Origin of the sequence: Parahoeflea halophila (assembly GCF_900220985.1) — a bacterium.
Taxonomy (GTDB): Bacteria; Pseudomonadota; Alphaproteobacteria; order Rhizobiales; family Rhizobiaceae; genus Hoeflea; species Hoeflea halophila.
On sequence record NZ_OCPC01000003.1, the window covers coordinates 1 to 15,997 of the forward strand.

The window sequence follows — 15,997 nt, forward strand, 5'->3', positions numbered from 1 at the left end:
GAACAGCATCGCGTTTGAAATCGTCACTGAATTTGGCTGTGCTCATGATGGCCTCCTTGCCTCAAATTTAGGGAAGAAGGCGTCTACAAATCTAGTGGCTATTCAACAGGAGCGTAGGCCGGAGAATCGGACCTATCACGTGACGCGCTGATTGACTGGAAACTGGTTCGAGAAAACCGTTCAACAAACAGACTCCCAGGATCGCGTGTTCCGCTGCGGACTCACATGCGGACCAAGGAGCGCGCCAGGTGGCCATTCTTCCAACACCGGGCGCGTCGGCCGCGGCCTACGCTCAAGGGCGTTTTCGTGCCGGTTGTTGCCTCCTCTTCGGTTATCGACTGCCTGTTGGCTCGGTATCCGCGACACCCGCCAGGCCACAATAACCGGCTTTTCAGCCACAAACCGTCCCGATGCGACAAACCTGACCCAAGCCAAATTGCAAACAGCCGCTGGATCGATCACAACAGGACCGTACTTGCTCATGGCCGTTGACCATCGTGCAAGAGAGCTCAACGCACGGGACATCACACCCGGCAACAACAACAGCTCAATCCTGTGATCGAAGAAGGGCCTGGACCATGAGACTCAATCCGCTGAGGATTTTTCTCGCGATCGTTGACACCGGCAGTCAGCACGCCGCATCACGCGCACTTGGGCTTACCCAGCCAGCAGTTACCAAGGCCCTGCAAAGACTGGAGGCGGAACTGGATGTCCGCCTGTTCGACCGTTCCGTACATGGGGCGGTTCTCACGGAATACGGGCAGGTGCTGCTTGCCCATGCACGGCTCATCGATTCGGAGCTCAAGACGTCCATCGAAGCGCTCAACCAGATCAAGGGGGCGCGGAAGGGTTCGATCTCGGTGGCGCTGTCGCACCTGCCCGGCACCTTGCTCCTGCCGGTGGTTCTGGGCAATTTTCGCAGGAAATGGCCCGATATCAGCTTGCGCATCGCGGCCAGCGCCTATCCGTTCCTGCTGCCGCAGGTCCGAGAGGGTTCGCTGGACTTTGCCATCGCACCTGCTCCCGACTCCGACTGGCCTGAGGATCTGGTGCGCGAACCCCTGATGGCAACGACCCTGTCTCCTGTGGTGAGACGCGGCCACTCACGGGCGTCAGCAGCAAGCCTGAGAGATCTTGCAGGTGCCGAATGGGTGCTCCCGACCCAGGAGAGCGCCACGGCGCAGGCGCTCTATGCGGCGGCAAAGCAGCTCGACATGCCGCGCCCCCACTGCCAACTGACCTGTGAAACCTTCACCGCAATGATCATGACCGTGGCTTCGAGCGATCTGATCGGTCTCATCCCCAGCGAGATGGTCGACAGCATTGCAACGCTCGCAGGTGTCGTCGAGGTGCCGATCGAAGACCGGCTGGAGAGCGGCGAACTTTGCCTGATCCGCAGGCGATCGAGCGTATTCACGCCAGCGGCCGCGGCACTTGCAGCCAATTTCGCCTCGGCGGCGCGCAACCTGTCGGGCGCCAACCAGCGTCGAAACAATAACGAAAAGTTATCAAGATGATTATTCCTCGTCTTTCTCCGCGCCGATAACCCCGTATCGTTCCGGTGTGTAAGCCGGCCTGTCGGCATCGAAACAGTTTCCAACAAGGACACGGTCTGTCGCGAGAGGTGATCCTGAGGAGACTGGACGCAGGCCGGATGATTTAGAACTTGCAATTTATCGGCCCGTCGCGATTCAGACGCTACACCGAGACAACGGCCAGCGGCGCAAACGCGGCCAAACCAGAATGGGGAACTTTGATGAAAACTCTAATTCGATCGATCCTGCTTGCCAGCAGCGTTGTTGCGGCAACTGCGATGCCGGCGCTCTCCCAGGAGATTAAGGTGGGGCTGTCCCTGCCCCAGAATGCAACCGGCTTTGATTTCGTCAACGGCATGTACGAAACCTTCAAGTCGGAAGTCGAAGCCAATTCCGACATGACGGTCGACCTTGTCTATGCCGGTGCGCTGGGCGCACCGAACGAGCGTTTGAACCAGATGCGCCGCGGGGTCATCCAGATGAGCGACGCGGCAGACGGCAATTATGCGACGATCCACCGTGATATCCAGATCCTCAACATGCCCTATCTGTTTCCCACCGAGCAAACCGCCTGGGCCGTGTTTGACGGCCCCTTCGGACAGGCGCTGGCGGAAGATGTGCGAGAAAAGACCGGCATCCGCGTTCTCGGCTGGTGGGAATCGGGCGGTTTCAAGCATTTCAGCGCCAACAAGGCCATCGGAACCCCCGGCGACATGGCTGGCCTCAAGATGCGTGTGCTCGGCCCGCTGGCGACGATACCGGTCGAAGCCCTCGGTGCATCGGCAGCTCCGATCGCCTTCGGCGAACTCTACACCTCGCTCAAGACCGGTGTCGTCGACGGACAGGACAACTCGGTTTCGGTTTTCAACCTGGTCAAGCTCCATGAGGTGCAGTCCAATCTCACCCTGACCGGCCACACCTATGCTTTCGGCCCGCTTGGCATCAATGACCGCTTCTTTGGAGGCCTCGACGAGGCCAAGCAAAAGGTGATCATGGACGCGGCAGACAAGGCGATTGCCTTCAACCGTGCCAAATCGCGGGAAATGGAAGCAGGCGCCATTGAACTCGCCAAGCAGAACGGCGTCACCATCACCGAACTTGACGGTGACGCCAAGGCGGCCTTCCGCGATATCATGCAGCCGGCGGCCATCGGTTGGCTGAAGGACAATGTCGACACGCCTTCGCTTATCGATGAGGCGATTGCCGCGGCCAAGGCGGCGGAATAAGCCAATGAACTCGATGGCGCGCATCATCATCGACCTTGTCGACAAGGGTTTGCGCGCCATCGCGGCGTTGTGCCTGGTCATCCTGACCGTGCTCGTCGTCTTCCAGGTCATCAGCCGTTACGGCTGGGGCAGCGTGCCGCTCATGACCGAGGAAACAGCGCGCTACGCGATGATCTGGATGGCCTTGCTGGCCGCCGCCGTAGGGGTGCGCGATGCCGCCCATATCCGGATCGATTTCGTCCCCACCCTGCTGGAAGCGGTAGCGCCCAAGGCGCGGCGGATCCTGGAGGTGCTGCTCGATGTCATATCGCTCACGGTTTTCCTGACACTGATCTGGTTTGGCGTTGACACCATGATGTTTGCCGCCGGCCAGACCAGCGATGGAATGCAGATCCCGCTTTCCTATCCCTACAGTATTTTGCCGATCTCGTTCTTCTTTGCATCGGTGTTCGCGCTTCTGCGGATTGTCGCCGGGGACGTCCGCCCGTGACACTTTCCCTCTCCATACTGCTGATCAGCTTCATGGGCCTGATCCTGGCCGGTCTTCCGATCGCATGGGCGATGATGGCGTCTGTTCTGATCTGGATCGGAGTGACCGGAAACTGGTATTTCCTGCCGATCGCTTCCGAGCGGGTCTACCAGGGCATGGACAGTTTCGTTCTGATGGCGGTGCCGCTGTTTATCCTCGCAGGCGAGATGGTGAACGCGGGGAAAATCACCGACCGGCTGGTCAACTTCGCCAACGCCATCTTCGGCTGGATGCGGGGCGGTCTGGCCCAGGTGAATGTCGGCGCATCGATCCTGTTTTCCGGCATAACCGGTGTAGCGCTGGGCGACATTGCCTCGCTGGGACGTGTCTTCATCCCGGCGATGATCCGTCAGGGTTACACGCCGGCCTATGCCGCAGCGGTCACCGCCTCCTCTTCAATCATCGGTCCCATGGTCCCGCCCTCGCTGATCGCCGTGATCTACGGCTCCATGGCGGATGTCTCGATCGGCGCGCTGATGGCGGCAACGCTGATCCCGGGACTGCTGATCGGGGTTATCCAGATGGGGCTGATCGCGGTGCAGGCGCGATACTACAATTTCCCGCGCGTCGAGATGGACCGCTCACCACGGGCCATCGGCGTGGCTACCGGTCATGCTCTGGTTCCGCTGATGATCCCGGTGATTATTCTCACAGGCATGCTCGGCGGCATCATGACCCCGACGGAGGCCGGCGGCGTCGCCGCAGCCTACGCGCTTGTCATTTCCATCGTTCTTTACCGTTCGATCCGCCTGTCGGCACTGGCCGATGTGTTCAGCCGCTCGGCATTGTTCTCCGGCCAGTTGCTGATCATCGTCGGCTGTGGCGCAGCCTTTTCCTGGGCCATGGGAATGGAGAACGTACCGCAACTGGTTGGCGCCACGGTCGAGAGCTGGGGCCTGGGTTATCTGGGCACGATGCTGGTTTTCAACCTGATCCTGCTGGTGCTCGGTATGGTCATCGACCCCACCACTGTCATTATCCTGTTCGGCCCCCTGCTCTCCCTGGCGGCCACCCGCGCTGGAATTGATCCTTTGCATTTCGGCACTGTTGCCATCCTCAACCTGAATGTCGGGCTTCTGACACCGCCGCTTGGGGTTTGTCTCTTCGCAGCGGAAAAGATCGCCGGCTGCGGGCTTTGGCCCTTGCTTCGTTCCACAGCGCCGTTCCTGCTCGTGACATTGTGCATGCTGGTGGTGGTGGCAGCGTTCCCCGAAATCAGCCTCTGGCTTCCAGGCATCCTTGGTTTTTAAACATCTATGAGGCAGTTCAAACGACCATGACCTACAAGACACAAGACGGTTCGGGCTACTTTCTCTACCATTCGATCGGCATGTATCCGGACAAGGAAGCCGAGATGGAAGCCGCATTTTCCCAGTTCTCCCGGAGCTGGAGCAGAATGGATGACCATCAGTGGATGCGGGCGCTTGCCGCGCGGCAGGAATTTCTCGAACTGTGGAGCAACCTGATAGGAGCCCCGAAGGGCACACTGACTTCGGCGGAGAACGTGACCACCGCGCTTTACAGCTTGATCGGGGCGTTGCCGGAACACCATCTCAAGGACCGGACGTTGCTGGTTGCGGGCGATTGCTTTCCAAGCCTGCACTTCCTGCTGTCGGGGCTGGCAAAGCGTTTCGGTTTCGAGCTCAGAACCGTGCCGCTGCGGCCTGACGAAAGCTGGGTGCGCGACGAAGACATCATCTGGGCCTGGGACGAAAGCGTCGGACTTGCGTTGCTGACATTCGTCACCTCCACCGCCTCACATCGCTGCGACCTCGAGACCCTCGTCGCCCATGGACGCAGGATGGGCAGCCTTGTCGGCGTCGACATTACCCAGGGCGTCGGGATCATTCCGTTTCGCGTGGATGAGCCGCATGTGGATTTCACACTGTCAACCAGCCTCAAATGGCTGTGCGGGACACCCGGCGCCGGGATTATCCACGTGGCAGAGCCGCTGCTTTCCACCTGCGAGCCCGAATTGCGCGGCTGGTTCAGCCAGGACAACATCTTTTCATGGGATCTCGACGCGTTTGCCTATGCCGGCGATGCGCGCCGTTTTGATCACGGAACGCCTTCGGTGCTGGCATGTGCCGGTTCCGTTCCGGCGCTTCAATGGCATGCTCGGCAGAACCAGGCTGCGCTGCTTGCCCATAACCGCAGCCTTGGACAGGCCATCATCGATGCAGCGCCTTCGCTGGGCATGGAACTCATAAGCTCTCGAGACGCGGACCGAAGGGGCGGCAGCATCATGCTCAGACTGCCGGAAGGAGCTGATCCCGCCGTGTCGGTCAATGAGTTGCGTGACCAGGGTATCTATACCGATTGTCGAGGCCGGATCATGCGGCTTTCGCCGGGTGCGGTCACGACCGCAGAAGGTCTCGACCGGCTGTTTGCCGGGCTAAGGGGAGTTGCAAAGGCTGCATGATCAATCCGTCTTCAAACTACGCCCACAGCGTGACCGGCCTGTTCGACGTGCCGGCCGAAGCCGCGTTCAGCTTCATGGCCGATCCGGTCGCTCTCGGACAATGGTCGCTTGGTTGCATGAACACCCAGCCGGTAAACCAGACCGGAATTCACAGCGGTCATTCGCTGTTTGACGGTGCCCAAGGTTTCTTTGAAATCGACACGGATTCCAACCGCCTGATCGTCGATTATCGCCTGGGGTCGCTGGAACACATGGTCCCCAGGGTGTCGGCAAGGGTGGTCCCCGCCGAGATCTGCGGTTTGGGCCAGCAACAGTGCTACGTCACCCTGACAGCCTGGCGTTCAAGTGACATGGATGATACCCGGTGGCATCGCCTGTGTGCGGCCCATGAGGCGGAAATCTACCTTATCAAATCACAGTGCGAAGCGACATATTCCAAGGTTTGATCGGACCAGAATCCGGCCTTGCGAGCAACCGGACGAGAGAAAGCTTCACCTCCCTCTCCTCCCTCGGCCCGATCCCCTGAAACAGGTTCAGCCAAGCGCTGCGATCACCTCGTCAGTTTTCGTCACAAGCGACACATTCTGCAGCGCATAATTGATCGAGGCGTTGTGCCAGTCGGCGTTCATGGTCGAGCAGCCATCCTCGGGGATGATCATCACATAGCCCTTGTCCGCACCGGTTCGCGCCGTGTGCTCGATCGACATGTTTGTCCATGCACCCGTCTCGATAATCATGTCCCGCCCCTCGGCCTTGAGGACGGTCTCTAGGGTGGAGCCTTCCCATGCCGACATGCGCATCTTCTCGACCACGAAATCGCCGTCCTCGGGGACGAGCCCATCGACAGGCGATCCGCCCCAGGTGCCGCGGACCAGGGCCGCATTGTCGATCACGCCTTCAAACAGCGGGGCGTTGAGCGTCAGCCCCCTGGCTCCGGGCGGGACGAGGAAATGGACATGAATTACCGGTACCCCGAGCGCACGGCACCGGTCGGCCAGGCGCGCGATATTGGCGATGGCATTCTGGTCGCGGCAGTGCTGAGGTGATCCGGATTCGGCGAAGGCGCCCCCCTCCATTACCACGTCGTTCTGCATGTCCTGGATAATCAGCGCGCAGCGCCGGGCGTCAAGCCGGAGCGGCTCGTCGGCGCCTGAAGATTGTGCAACCGATGCTTCCGCGCGCGAAGCGCTCCCGCCTGCCCTTGCGCGCATGAAAGGCTCATTGCGCGGTCCCACCTTGACGTCGACAGCATAGAGCGAGGTCGAGGCGCAGACATAGAGCGTGCGCCAGTCCGGGCCGCCCCAGTGGAAATTGGCAGGAAGCTCGGGAATCGAAACCTTGCCGATCAGCTTGCCGGACGGATTATAGACCCAAAGGCCACCGGGGGCCGTACACCAGACATTGCCCTCTGCATCACATTTCATGCCGTCGGGCACGCCGGCCAACAGGCTGTCGCGGATTCCGGACGCGAATACCCGTCCGTTCTTGAGCTTGCCGTCAGCTTGAACGTCGAACACCCGGATATTGGCCTGCTCGGTGTCGTTGATGTAGAGCAGGCTCTCATCAGGAGAAAAGCAAAGCCCGTTTGGCATGGTGAACATGTAGCGTTCGACAACCAGCTGCGGTTCCGCCCCCGGCTTGTGGCCCGGCGCCAGGCGGAAAACACCCTGCCAGCCCAGCTCGCGCGGCCGCTCGACGCCGAAACCCGGCATGCGGCCATACCAGGGATCGGTAAACCAGATCGATCCGTCGGACTTGACGCAGATGTCGTTGGGCGAGTTGAGTTCACGCCCCTCGAAATGACTTGCCATCACCTCGCGCCGGCCATCAGGTCGAAAACGGGCAACGGAGGATGTGGAATGCTCGCAGACCAGCAGGTTGAGGTCTGAATCATATGTCATGCCGTTGCCCATGTTGGAGGGACGCATCCACTCCCGCACGCCGCTCTTGTCGAAGCGGCGACGCACATCGCCCGGCATGTCCGAAAACAACAGATACTGCTCGACCGGATGCCAGATCGGGCCTTCGGTGAATGTGAAGCCGCTGCCCGGCTGGCGCACCGGCGCATGCTCGTCGATCAAGCGCCGGAAGTCGGGATCCAATGCCTGGTGAGCCATTGCAACCTCCCGTTATGCTGCGAACCAGTTCCGCTTCGGCACCGACTGGCTGGCCGGCCCGGGCACCTGCATGTCCAGCCGGCCGACGACCTGCCCGTGTTCGACCATTGCCGGTTTGTCGTGGACCGGCAGCAGGAATTTCGCCCCGGAATACATGAGCTTGCGAATGGCACCCTTCTCGCCGCGCTTGGATCCGCCATGGTTGCCGGTCACCTGATACTCCTCGGGACCGAATGTGCGGACGGGGTCGATCACCTGATCGTTGAAATCGTAAATGACATCGCCGCAGATCGTGGCGCGGCCCTCGGCGGTGTCGACATGGACATTCATTGAGCCCTCGGTATGCGCGCCGGCAGCTTCGAGGAAAACGCCCGGGATCAGCTCCACCGCGCCCGAGATCTCAAGATCCTCAAGCCGCAGCGCACCTGGATGATGCAGCCGTTCGACCAGATGGATGATGTCGGGCTTGGGGTATTGCGGATGCATCAGGCCCGAGACCGAATATTCGAGTTCCCGGCGGTTGATCACCACCGTGGTGTTCATCGAGAAATGATCGTCCTTGCCGGCATGATCGATGTGAAGATGGGTGTGCAGCACGTAGCGGACATCGCCCGGCTTGACGCCGTGGTTCGCCAGCTGCCGCTCGATCATGTTCTCGTGGAACTGCAGCCCGCGCATGCCCAGCGTTTCCATGATCGCGTTGTCACGGTAACCGGTGTCGACAACGATCGGATATTGCCCGCCGAGGATGAGGAAGCCGTAGACCGGCACTCTTCTGACCCGGCCGCAATCGCGTCCGAGCACGAGAAAGCTCGATTCAAGCTCGATATCACCGTAATCCAGCACCTTGATTTCCAAAGCCATTCGCGTTTCCTCCCGTTCAGACCTTGTAGACCCGGCAGGCAGTGCCGGAAAAAATCTCTTGTTTTTGTGCGTCGCTCGGCGTCGCCGCTGCCGCCTGATGTGCCGCGAGCAGATCGGCGTAGCCGGTCCAGAGCTTTTCGATCGGGAAATTGGATCCCCATAGGCAGCGCTCGGCGCCGAAAATCGCAACGGCCTGCTCGACCAGCCAGGCGATATGTGCCGTGTCATTGCGGTGAATGAAGGTGCCGAAGCCCGAGAGCTTGCAGACCACATTGGGTTGCCCGGCGAGCGCCTCGAGATTGGCCCGCCACGTCTCCCGTCCCGTCTCCTCAAGGTCTTCCAGCATCCCGGCATGCTGGAGAACGAAAGTGACATCAGGGCAGCTGCGGGCCAACTCACAGGCACCCGGCATCTGACCGGAGAAGACCTGCAGATCGAAGCTCCATTCATGCTCGGCTAGGCGAGCGACATTGCGCTGAACCACAGGGCTGCGGCACAGGTCCGGATCCGCGGCGAACCGGTAGAGCGGGTTTTTATGCCAATGAAACTGCTGACGGATACCGCGCATCAGTGGATGGCGAGCCAGGCGCTCAAGCGCCGGACGCACGTCGTCGGCAGTCATGTCGGCATAACCGACGACCCCATGCGGCCAACCGGTCTCGGCAGCCACCTTCTCCAGCCAGGCGACCTCATCCTCCGCCTTTTCGGGCGGCCAGTTGGCCTGCACATAGACAGCCTTCTCGACACCGGTGCCGGAGACATCCTGAAGATATTCGGACATCGAATAATCGCGACGTATCGGTTCATAGGGTCCGAAGATCCGCGGCTGCATCGGCCCGGACAACCATGGCAGATCCGACTGGCGCCAGACGTGAAAATGAGAATCGACCACCTTCATGCGCGCGCCCCCTTTGAAAACGCGAGAATCTCGCGGGCCAGCGAGCCGGGGCTGGAGCCGTCGCCCAGCCGGTCAAGCATGGGGAGGATCGCGCGCATGGCCCCGGTTTCGGGCCGGTAGGCCGGATCGGCGGCGAGCGGGGACAACCAGAGCACCGACCAGGCGAGCCCGTCGAGCGTGTGTATGGCCGAGGTCAAGGCCTCGGGTCCGCCGCGCTCCAGCCCGTCGGAAATGACGATCGCAAGCGCGCCGCGCGCAAATGAGGCGAAGCGCGGCACCGAAAGGAACACCGACAACGCCTCGCCAAGGCGGGTTCCGCCATCCCAGTCCGCCACAAGACCGGAGGCGAGTGTCAATGCCTGCTCCCGGCTACGGTGTCTCAATGCGCGGGTGACGCGTGTAAGTCGGGTTCCCAGTGTAAAAATTTCCACCCGCTCGCCGGCCTGCATCAGCGCATGGCTGAGCCGGAGCGCACCATCGGTTCCCGCCTTCATGGAGCCCGAGACATCGACCAGAACCAGAATGCGCCGCTGCCGCAAGCGCCTGTGACGCTTCGGCAGTTGAATGATCTCGCCATCGCGCCTCAGCATCTCGCGAAAGGCGCGGCGCGGATCGGCTTGCCGGCCTTTTCCGGGCGCGGTCCGCCGCGATCGCCGCCGCGGCAATGCGCCCGGGGCCGCGCGGGTGAAGCCCCTGAGAACGACATCCTCATCCCCCGACGTCAGCAGCCTTGCAAACAGCCGCTCGGCCGCCGTTGCGTCCGCGCCCGACGGATCTTCTTCCGGTCCCTCGGGCATCAGGTCGAAATCGCCCGCGTCGAAAGCCTGCGGCAGATCCTCGGCTTCACCCATCGCGGGTGCTGCGATCGAGCGGCCAAGAAAAACCGCATCGAAAACCGCATCAAAGGTTCCGGTACGTTCGGGTCCAGGCCCGAAGGTTGCGTGAGCTGCCCGCCGGACGTCCCTTATCGACCGCGGGCCCAGCAGTCCGACGCCTGTCACGAAGGCCTGAGACTGTTCGGGGGCGGCGGGAATGCCTGCCTCGCGCAATGCGGCTGCAAACGCAAGAAACGGTTCGAGTGCCCGCGGCAGCGGCTGCCTGAGCGTTTGTCCGGTCACGCCACGGCCTCCTGCAACAGCGCGTCGAGCCGCGGGACCATGAATTCGAGATCGTCCTGATCCTTCAGCGCCACGCCGATGGCGCGGGCAAAGGCACGCGGCCACGGCGCACCTTGGGCGTTGAGCAATGTCGCGGCCTGGGCCCACTCGACCGTTTCGGCCACGCCGGGCGGTTTCGCAAGCGGTTCGGCCCGCAAGCCGCCAACGGCGGCCACCACCTTGCGGGCGGTGTCCTGTGCGACGGTCGAAGCCCGCATCATCACGATCTCGGCTTCGAGTTCGGGCGCCGGATAATCGATCCAGTGGTAGACACAGCGACGCCTGAGCGCCTCATGCAGTTCCCGCGTCCGGTTCGACGTCAGGACGACGACCGGCGGTTCGCCTGCGCGGATGGTGCCGCGCTCGGGAATGGAGACGGTGAAATCGGACAGAAACTCGAGCAGAAAGGCCTCGAACTCATGGTCGGCGCGGTCGATCTCGTCAATCAGCAACACCCGCTGGCGCGGTGCCTGCAGCGCCAGCAGGACGGGACGGGCGATCAGAAATTCATCTGCATAAAGATTGATGTGTTCGTCGCCGGCCTGGCGGATCGCAAGCATCTGTCGCGGGAAGTTCCACTCATACATCGCCGCCGCAGCATCGATGCCCTCGTAGCATTGCAGCCGCACCAGTTCCCGGCCTAGCACCGAGGCGATGGCCTTGGCGGCTTCGGTCTTGCCCACGCCCGGCGCACCTTCCAGAAGCAGGGGCTTGCCCAGTGCCAGGGCCAGATAGGCGGCGGTCGCCAGGCTTTCATCGGCAATGTACTGGGCGTCGCGCAAACCCTGAGCCAGGGGCCCCGGGCCATCAATGCCGAGAATGCTGGACCGCACCGCCATCAGAGCATCCGGCGCGGTTTGGCGCCGCCTTGTGCCCTGAGCCCGCGCAGCACCTTCTCCGGCGTCACGGGCAGATCGTCGATCCTCACGCCGATCGCGTCATATACCGCATTGACGACCGCCGGGAGCACCGGATTGGCGCACATCTCACCCGGTCCCTTGCCGCCATAGGGACCGTCGGGCGCGGGCCGTTCGAGAACCGAGATGTGGTGTGGCGCGAGATCGCCCGGACCCGGCATCAGGTAGGAATTGAAATCTTCCGGGCCATGCTCGCGCGACGGATAATAGGGCTCCGTCGTCTCCCAGATCGCGTGGCTCATGCCCATCCAGGCGCCACCGCGCAATTGCTGCTCGACGAGCTTGGGGTTAAGCGCGCGGCCGACCTCATAGGCCGACTGCATGTCGATGACGGCAACCTCGCCGGTCTCGTCGTCCACCTCGACATCGACCAGCATCGCCGCATGGGCGAAGCAGGAGACCGGCGTCATCTCGCCGGTATCGGGATCGACCTCGGAAAGCGGGATGAGAAAGATCCCGCGTCCCGCGATGGTCCGGCCTTGCTTGAACTGCGCGGCCTGTGCGGCGGCCATCGTGGTTATCGAGCGCGACGGCGCGCCCTTGACGTGGATGTTGCCCTTGCCGTCGGTGACAAGATCTGCTGCATCCACTTCCAGTTCCTCGGCAGCCGCCTCCAGCATCACCGAACGCGCCTCGTTGGATGCCTGGATCACGGCATTGCCCATGCGGTGCGTCCCGCGCGAGGCGAACGAACCCATATCGTGCGGACCGGTGTCGCTGTCGGCAGTGTCGACATAGACATCCTCCACCGGCACGCCCAGCGTTTCAGCCGCGATCTGGCGGGTAACCGATTTCATGCCCTGGCCAAGATCGATGGCCGAGAGCGCTACCGTGAACTTGCCATCGGGATTTGAATGAACCAGCGCCTGACTTGGATCGCCGCCGAGGTTCATGCCGATGGGATAGTTGATCGCCGCGAAACCGCGGCCGCGATGCGTCGCCATTATCGCCTCCTGAAGCCGGCCAGTGATGAAAACCGCATCGCTCCGCTGCGCGACGCCGCGGGCCTTGCCCCGGGTGGCTGCGGCGGAGGACCGCTCCGGGGCGGCGCTTGCTCCGGCGTTTTCGCAGACGGCGGAGGAGATGCCGGTTGCGGCGCTCTTGCAGGCTGCGGGTTTGGCGGCGCAGAAGCCGACACGGGAGATGTGCCGCCGCCCTTGCGGGCATAGGAGCCGGTGTCAAAACCCTCCACACGGCCGTTCTGGTCGGTCGCGGTGTAGTTCGGAATGCGCGCACGCTCGCCGCCACCGCCGGTCATCGATGTCGCCGCCTTCGCCTCTGCAGACAAGGTGACACCGGCTTTCTCCGCCACAACCTGGCAGCATTCCACCAGCGCGCAGTTCTTCGCCTCGCGCCGGTGCGCCTTCATGTCACCGTCACGGTAGCTGTTGAGTATGCGCAATTCGATGGGGTTGAGACCCACGGTTTCCGCCACCTTGTCCATATGGGTTTCGATGGCGAAATCGACGCCGGTGATGCCGAAGCCGCGCATCGCGGTGGCCGGTGTCCGGTTGGTGTAGACGCAATAGACGTCGGCATAGACGTTCGGGATGGTGTAGGGCCCGGGCAGATGGCCCACGCCCTTGATGATCGCGTAGGACGACAACCGGGTATAGGCGCCACTATCGAAATAGCCGATGAACTTGCGCGCGGTGATGCGGCCGTCGCGATTGACCGCGTCCTTGATGTACCAGCGCTCGGCCCCGCGGGGGGCGCCGACCTGCATCTCCTCTTCCCGGTCCCATGCGTATTTGACCGGCCTTCCGGTCAGCATGGCCCCGAGGATTGCCAGCGGCTCGTGGATCGAATCCACCTTGCCGCCAAAGCCGCCGCCAACGGTGCCGCCGACGAAATGCAGCTTCGAGGATGGCGTCTGCAGGACCTTGGCTGCGGTTCCCAGCGAGAAGAACAGCGCCTGTGTCGAGGTATAACAGACATAGCGGCCGTTCTGCTCCGGTGCGGCAATCGCCCCGCAGGTCTCGATCGGGGCCTGCTCGATGGGCGACATCTGATACCGCCCCTCGACAATGTGATCGGCCGAAGCGAAAGCGGCCTCGACATCTCCGAACCTGAGCTTCTGGTGGTCATATTTGCCGTGATAGACGAACTTGTTGTTGGGGTAGATGTCCAGCACCTTTGGCGCGCCGGGCTTGATCGCTTCCTCGACATCGAGCACATGCGGCAGGACTTCCCAGTCCACCCGCACAGCCTTGACCGCCGCCCGCGCCTGCGCCTCCGTCGCTGCGATGACGGCGGCCACCGGCTCGCCGCGATAGGCGACCTTCTTATCCGACAGGATCGGTTCATCGTCGATACCGAAATCAAGCAGGCTCAACAGTGTGTTGAGATTGGCGGGCACATCCTTTCCGGTGAGTACGCGGACCACGCCGGGCATCTTTTCAGCCTGCGAGGCATCAACCCGTCTGATGCGGGCATGATGATGCGGACTGCGCACGCAGCGCAGATGCAGAAGCCCGTCGAACTGGTGATCGTCGAAGAAGGGCGAGCGTCCGGTGACATGGCCCAGAATATCCTGACGCCGGGTCGGCTTGCCGATCTCGTTCAGGTCGTCGTCGCGCTCGTTTGCAAAAAACTCCTTGCGGAATTCGATCATGCCCTCACCCTCCCCTCGGCAACCGCAAGGATCGCCTGGATGATCGTCTCGTAGCCGGTACAGCGGCACAGGTTGCCGGAGATCGCCTCGATTACCTCTTCACGGCTGGGCCTTGGATTGCGGTCGAGAAGCGCCCGCGCGGAGACCAGCATGCCCGGCGTGCAGTACCCGCACTGGGCCGCGAAATTCTCCATGAACGCCACTTGCAAGGGATCGAGCGCCGGAGATGGAAGTCCGCTGGCGGTGCGGACTTCCTTGCCGTCGACAGCCTCGGCAAGCACCAGACAGGAAAGCTGGGTCTCGCCGTCGATCATTACCGTACACGCGCCGCAGGTGCCCTGCCCGCATCCGTATTTTGGCGACATGTCGCCGACGCCGCGCCTCAAGAACTCGAGCAGGTTCTGACCGTCTTCGGCGAAGGCGGCGCGGGCGTCGCCGTTGAGCGTGAAATTGACAGGTTTCTTCGCCATCACCCGCGCTCCATCTGTTCCAGCATGCGCCTGAGATGCACGCCTGCCACCTCGCGACGATACCAGTCGGTTGCAATCGCATCGGTCTCCGGGTTGAGCCCCTCGGCTGCCGCCGCCGCGGCCCGCCCCATCGTCTCTGCAGTGAGGGACTGGCCTTCCAGCGCCCGTTCCGCCGAAGTGCCGCGCTGAGGCCGCGGCCCCATTGCGCCCCAGGCCACCCGCGCGCCGCGAATGCGGCCACCCTCGCGGGGCAGCAGTGCCGATACGCTGAGCACGGAAACACCCTTGGGCTTGACCCTGCTCACCTTCAGAAACCCGAAGGTACCGGATCTCGGCCTTGCAAACTCGACCGCAGCCACCAGCCCCGGAGACCGCGTCCCATCCCGCAGAAGGTCGTCGACCGGCCGGGCACCGCCCTGCCCGGCCATGACGACGCGTGCGCCCAGTGCCAGCAGCGCAACAGCGAAATCGCCATAGGGATGGGGCGCGAAAAGATTGCCGCCCACGGTTCCCATGTTGCGCACCTGGGGTCCGCCCACAAGGCGCGCGACAGGGTGCAGGAAGGCCAGATCCCGATTGGCGAGAATATTCGCCATCGTGACCCCGGCCCCAAGCGTAACGGTTTCACCGCTGATCCGGATTTGTTTTAAAGACGGGTCCGTGGTCCGAACGAGACTGGCCGCCGCGGTGCCGGCATTGATATCGCGCATGATGATGGTGCCGCCCGCAAAAAAGGTCGCGCCTTGCGCCACGGCACTGGCAGCTTCCCCCATCGTTGCAACGGTTAGAACCGTGGAAGTCATCGGGCCTGTTCCTCCAAAAGCGCGCGAATGGCGTCAATTCCACCCTGATAGATGTTCTCACCCACCATCTGGGCCAGTTCGTCCTCCCTCCCGGGCGGCGTGTCAAAGCGCGACTCCCAGTGCCAGAAGGTGCGGTCACCGTCGGTCACGGGCGACAGCCTCACATGGGCAACGTAGTTGAGCAGCGGCACCGGCGTGTCGAGCAGGCAATAGGAAAACGCCATCTCGGCATCCGAGAAGGTCAGCAGCTTTTCACGAAGCTCGGAACCATCGACGAGATGAAAACGGCGAACACAGCCCACCCTGTCAGACGGGTAACCTCGCTCGATGGCGGACTCCGCGACCACCGGATGCCATTGGTCATGGCCATTGAAATCGCGCAGCACGTCCCATGCCGTTTCCACCGGCACGTCGAGAATTGTGCTTTTGACCACCCGGACCATCG

The 15,997-nt window shown here is 62.3% G+C and carries 16 protein-coding genes; 6 read left to right on the forward strand and 10 right to left on the reverse strand.

Annotation, left to right across the window (positions count from 1 at the left end; genetic code table 11):
- Nucleotides 1-578: 578 nt before the first annotated feature.
- The 6 genes from CRO46_RS10520 to CRO46_RS10545 all read left to right on the forward strand — a co-directional run bounded on the left by CRO46_RS10520 (nt 579) and on the right by CRO46_RS10545 (nt 6,158).
- Nucleotides 579-1,517 carry a LysR substrate-binding domain-containing protein gene (locus CRO46_RS10520; RefSeq protein WP_097107741.1) on the forward strand — a complete coding sequence of 313 codons (939 nt, stop codon included), beginning with the start codon at nt 579-581 and terminating at the stop codon, nt 1,515-1,517.
- Between the two features lie 239 nt (nt 1,518-1,756).
- A complete protein-coding gene (locus tag CRO46_RS10525) occupies nt 1,757-2,761 on the forward strand; it encodes a TRAP transporter substrate-binding protein (protein WP_097107743.1) in 1,005 nt (334 codons plus the stop codon).
- A gap of 4 nt (nt 2,762-2,765) precedes the next feature.
- Nucleotides 2,766-3,251 (forward strand): TRAP transporter small permease, encoded by a 486-nt coding sequence (locus CRO46_RS10530; protein ID WP_179759025.1) that lies wholly within the window; start codon nt 2,766-2,768, stop codon nt 3,249-3,251.
- Nucleotides 3,248-4,540 carry a TRAP transporter large permease gene (locus tag CRO46_RS10535; RefSeq protein WP_097107747.1) on the forward strand — a complete coding sequence of 431 codons (1,293 nt, stop codon included), beginning with the start codon at nt 3,248-3,250 and terminating at the stop codon, nt 4,538-4,540. Before CRO46_RS10530 ends, CRO46_RS10535 begins: the two co-directional genes overlap by 4 nt.
- 26 nt (nt 4,541-4,566) lie before the next feature.
- Nucleotides 4,567-5,712: an aminotransferase class V-fold PLP-dependent enzyme gene (locus CRO46_RS10540; RefSeq protein WP_097107748.1), complete on the forward strand. Its 1,146-nt coding sequence runs from the start codon at nt 4,567-4,569 to the stop codon at nt 5,710-5,712.
- Nucleotides 5,709-6,158, forward strand: a complete 450-nt coding sequence (locus CRO46_RS10545) for a hypothetical protein (RefSeq protein WP_097107749.1) — start codon at nt 5,709-5,711, stop codon at nt 6,156-6,158. Before CRO46_RS10540 ends, CRO46_RS10545 begins: the two co-directional genes overlap by 4 nt.
- 87 nt (nt 6,159-6,245) lie before the next feature.
- Here the strand turns inward: CRO46_RS10545 and CRO46_RS10550 are convergent, their stop codons facing one another.
- The 10 genes from CRO46_RS10550 to CRO46_RS10595 are packed head-to-tail and all read right to left on the reverse strand — an operon-like array spanning nt 6,246 to nt 15,995.
- Nucleotides 6,246-7,829 carry an isochorismatase family protein gene (locus CRO46_RS10550; protein ID WP_097107750.1) on the reverse strand — a complete coding sequence of 528 codons (1,584 nt, stop codon included), beginning with the start codon at nt 7,827-7,829 and terminating at the stop codon, nt 6,246-6,248.
- Between the two features lie 12 nt (nt 7,830-7,841).
- A complete protein-coding gene (locus CRO46_RS10555) occupies nt 7,842-8,693 on the reverse strand; it encodes an N-acyl homoserine lactonase family protein (protein WP_097107751.1) in 852 nt (283 codons plus the stop codon).
- A 16-nt stretch (nt 8,694-8,709) separates the two neighbouring features.
- On the reverse strand, nt 8,710-9,591 hold the full coding sequence (locus CRO46_RS10560; RefSeq protein ID WP_097107752.1) for an amidohydrolase family protein: 882 nt from the start codon (nt 9,589-9,591) through the stop codon (nt 8,710-8,712).
- Nucleotides 9,588-10,709, reverse strand: coding sequence for a vWA domain-containing protein (locus CRO46_RS10565; protein WP_097107753.1), 1,122 nt, complete (start codon nt 10,707-10,709; stop codon nt 9,588-9,590). The genes CRO46_RS10560 and CRO46_RS10565 overlap by 4 nt, the downstream gene beginning before the upstream one ends.
- Nucleotides 10,706-11,587, reverse strand: a complete 882-nt coding sequence (locus CRO46_RS10570) for an AAA family ATPase (protein ID WP_097107754.1) — start codon at nt 11,585-11,587, stop codon at nt 10,706-10,708. Before CRO46_RS10570 ends, CRO46_RS10565 begins: the two co-directional genes overlap by 4 nt.
- The gene (locus tag CRO46_RS10575) at nt 11,587-12,609 is read right to left on the reverse strand and encodes a xanthine dehydrogenase family protein molybdopterin-binding subunit (protein WP_097107755.1); all 1,023 of its coding nucleotides are present in this window, start codon (nt 12,607-12,609) and stop codon (nt 11,587-11,589) included. Before CRO46_RS10575 ends, CRO46_RS10570 begins: the two co-directional genes overlap by 1 nt.
- Nucleotides 12,609-14,279 (reverse strand): xanthine dehydrogenase family protein molybdopterin-binding subunit, encoded by a 1,671-nt coding sequence (locus tag CRO46_RS10580; protein WP_097107756.1) that lies wholly within the window; start codon nt 14,277-14,279, stop codon nt 12,609-12,611. The genes CRO46_RS10575 and CRO46_RS10580 overlap by 1 nt, the downstream gene beginning before the upstream one ends.
- Nucleotides 14,276-14,749: a (2Fe-2S)-binding protein gene (locus CRO46_RS10585; protein WP_097107757.1), complete on the reverse strand. Its 474-nt coding sequence runs from the start codon at nt 14,747-14,749 to the stop codon at nt 14,276-14,278. The genes CRO46_RS10580 and CRO46_RS10585 overlap by 4 nt, the downstream gene beginning before the upstream one ends.
- Nucleotides 14,749-15,552, reverse strand: a complete 804-nt coding sequence (locus CRO46_RS10590) for an FAD binding domain-containing protein (protein WP_097107758.1) — start codon at nt 15,550-15,552, stop codon at nt 14,749-14,751. The genes CRO46_RS10585 and CRO46_RS10590 overlap by 1 nt, the downstream gene beginning before the upstream one ends.
- A complete protein-coding gene (locus CRO46_RS10595; RefSeq protein WP_097107759.1) occupies nt 15,549-15,995 on the reverse strand; it encodes an SRPBCC family protein in 447 nt (148 codons plus the stop codon). The genes CRO46_RS10590 and CRO46_RS10595 overlap by 4 nt, the downstream gene beginning before the upstream one ends.
- Nucleotides 15,996-15,997 lie beyond the last annotated feature (2 nt).

Coding starts and splice junctions, on each gene's coding strand:
- CRO46_RS10520 (WP_097107741.1), top strand. CDS start 579: ATGAGACTCAATCCGCTGAGGATTTTTCTCGCGATCGTTGACACCGGC.
- CRO46_RS10525 (WP_097107743.1), top strand. CDS start 1,757: ATGAAAACTCTAATTCGATCGATCCTGCTTGCCAGCAGCGTTGTTGCG.
- CRO46_RS10530 (WP_179759025.1), top strand. CDS start 2,766: ATGAACTCGATGGCGCGCATCATCATCGACCTTGTCGACAAGGGTTTG.
- CRO46_RS10540 (WP_097107748.1), top strand. CDS start 4,567: ATGACCTACAAGACACAAGACGGTTCGGGCTACTTTCTCTACCATTCG.
- CRO46_RS10545 (WP_097107749.1), top strand. CDS start 5,709: ATGATCAATCCGTCTTCAAACTACGCCCACAGCGTGACCGGCCTGTTC.
- CRO46_RS10550 (WP_097107750.1), bottom strand. CDS start 7,829: ATGGCTCACCAGGCATTGGATCCCGACTTCCGGCGCTTGATCGACGAG.
- CRO46_RS10555 (WP_097107751.1), bottom strand. CDS start 8,693: ATGGCTTTGGAAATCAAGGTGCTGGATTACGGTGATATCGAGCTTGAA.
- CRO46_RS10560 (WP_097107752.1), bottom strand. CDS start 9,591: ATGAAGGTGGTCGATTCTCATTTTCACGTCTGGCGCCAGTCGGATCTG.
- CRO46_RS10570 (WP_097107754.1), bottom strand. CDS start 11,587: ATGGCGGTGCGGTCCAGCATTCTCGGCATTGATGGCCCGGGGCCCCTG.
- CRO46_RS10575 (WP_097107755.1), bottom strand. CDS start 12,609: ATGGCGACGCATCGCGGCCGCGGTTTCGCGGCGATCAACTATCCCATC.
- CRO46_RS10580 (WP_097107756.1), bottom strand. CDS start 14,279: ATGATCGAATTCCGCAAGGAGTTTTTTGCAAACGAGCGCGACGACGAC.
- CRO46_RS10585 (WP_097107757.1), bottom strand. CDS start 14,749: ATGGCGAAGAAACCTGTCAATTTCACGCTCAACGGCGACGCCCGCGCC.
- CRO46_RS10590 (WP_097107758.1), bottom strand. CDS start 15,552: ATGACTTCCACGGTTCTAACCGTTGCAACGATGGGGGAAGCTGCCAGT.
- CRO46_RS10595 (WP_097107759.1), bottom strand. CDS start 15,995: ATGGTCCGGGTGGTCAAAAGCACAATTCTCGACGTGCCGGTGGAAACG.